This window comes from Hydrogenophaga sp., assembly GCF_041633695.1.
GTDB lineage: Bacteria > Pseudomonadota > Gammaproteobacteria > Burkholderiales > Burkholderiaceae_C > Hydrogenophaga.
Genome location: NZ_JBFJMY010000694.1, coordinates 1 through 1,542, shown reverse-complemented (window position 1 = coordinate 1,542; position 1,542 = coordinate 1). Strand labels below are relative to the sequence as shown.

General features: G+C 67.3%; 2 protein-coding genes. Both read right to left on the bottom strand.

Features of this window, described 5'->3' with window-relative positions; genetic code table 11:
* Positions 1 to 28 precede the first annotated feature (28 nt).
* Positions 29 to 661 (bottom strand): trimeric intracellular cation channel family protein, encoded by a 633-nt coding sequence (locus ABYB95_RS23310; protein WP_372662690.1) that lies wholly within the window; start codon positions 659 to 661, stop codon positions 29 to 31.
* Positions 658 to 1,542: LysR family transcriptional regulator (locus ABYB95_RS23305; RefSeq protein WP_372662687.1), on the bottom strand; the 885-nt coding region annotated here is incomplete at its 5' end. The genes ABYB95_RS23305 and ABYB95_RS23310, both read right to left, overlap by 4 nt.

Below are 1,542 nucleotides of genomic sequence, written 5' to 3'. Positions count from 1 at the left end.
GCCGGCCCGCCCACGCGCCGGCGTTTTTTCATTTCTGCGGCGGGCGCCAGCTGGGCAGTTGCCAGTCGAACGTGACGGCCAGCAGGCGGCTGCCGGTTGCCACAGCAATGCCCGCCAGGCTCTGGAACTCGGAGCCCACCCCGAGCGCACCAAGCCCGAGGAACGCGAGGCTGCCCGCCACTGCGCAGAGCGCGTAAGGCCGGTGATCCTGGTAGACCCTGGGCACTTCGTTGCACAGCACGTCGCGCGCCACGCCACCGACGATGGCGGTGGTCGCGCCCATCAGCACGCTCACACCCGGCGACATGCCGGCCGCCATCGCAATGCCAGTGCCAGAGATCGCGAACAGGCCCAGGCCGAGCGCGTCGGCCACGTCCAGGAGTCGGGCACCCACGTCACGCAGCGCGGCCTTGAACCACCAGGGCGCGGTGATCACCATGGCAAGCACCATCCACAGGTAAGCCTCGTGCTCCACCCAGAACAGTGGGCGGCGGTCGAGCAGCAGGTCGCGCACCGTCCCACCCCCAAAGGCGCTGACGAACGCGACAGAAAACACGCCCACCACGTCCATGCGTTTGCGCATCGCCTCGATCAGACCCGACACGGCAAAGGCAAGCGTCCCGCCCACCTCGATCGCAATCAGCAAAGTCGTGAGTTTCATGCGTGTGCATTTTGTACCACCCAGCAGGCCAGCCACTCGCGCAGGATGCGCAGAGCGGGTGCTTCCTGCCGTTGTGCCAGGGTGACCAGGCCGAAGCGCGCCGTGGCGTCCAGCGCCGGGGTCATGTTCAGCCGCACCAGTCCTGGTGCAGCAGCGTCTGCAGTGAGCACGATGGCGTGACTGCGCCGCGCCACATCCACGATGCTTAGCGTTTCGTCGCAACGCAAGGTCACCATGTCATCCGGGTTGGCCTGGGGGCCATAGCGTGCGATCAACAACCGCGCGACTTCGTCGCTCAACGGAGTGGAGGCCACCGGGTAGGCCAGCACCTCGTCGAGGGTGACCGGCGCGCCGCGCTGGACCAGCGGGTGCTCGGGTGAGGCCAGAAAGCCCGCTTCCATTTCAAAGGCCTGGGCGATCTGCAGGTCGGCCGACGGCCGTACCGACCGCACATCGACCACCACCGCATCGAGCACCTGCTCGCGCAGTGCATCGATCAGAACAGCGGTGTTACCGCGTGAAATCTGCAGGGTCAGCTGCGCATGGTGTTCGGCCATGTGCAGCAGGAGGGGTGTGGACAGCAGCGCTCCGGGACCTGAGCTCAGACCAACGCGAAGACTGCCGATCAGGCCCGCATGCAATCCTTTGCCGGTTTGCTTGAGTGCCTCAGCGTCGGCGACCAGGCGCCGGGCCCGCTGCAGCACCTCGTGTCCGAAGGGGGTGAGTGCGATGCGACGGCCCAGCCGGTCGAACAGGCGGCCGCCCAGTTCATCCTCGAGCGCCTGGATACTGCGCGTGAGCGCCGGCTGCGTCAGGAACAGGGCCTGCGCCGCCTGGACGAAGACCCCCGTTTCGGCCAGCACCACGAAGTGCCGCAGTTG

Coding starts and splice junctions, on each gene's coding strand:
- ABYB95_RS23310 (WP_372662690.1), bottom strand. CDS start 661: ATGAAACTCACGACTTTGCTGATTGCGATCGAGGTGGGCGGGACGCTT.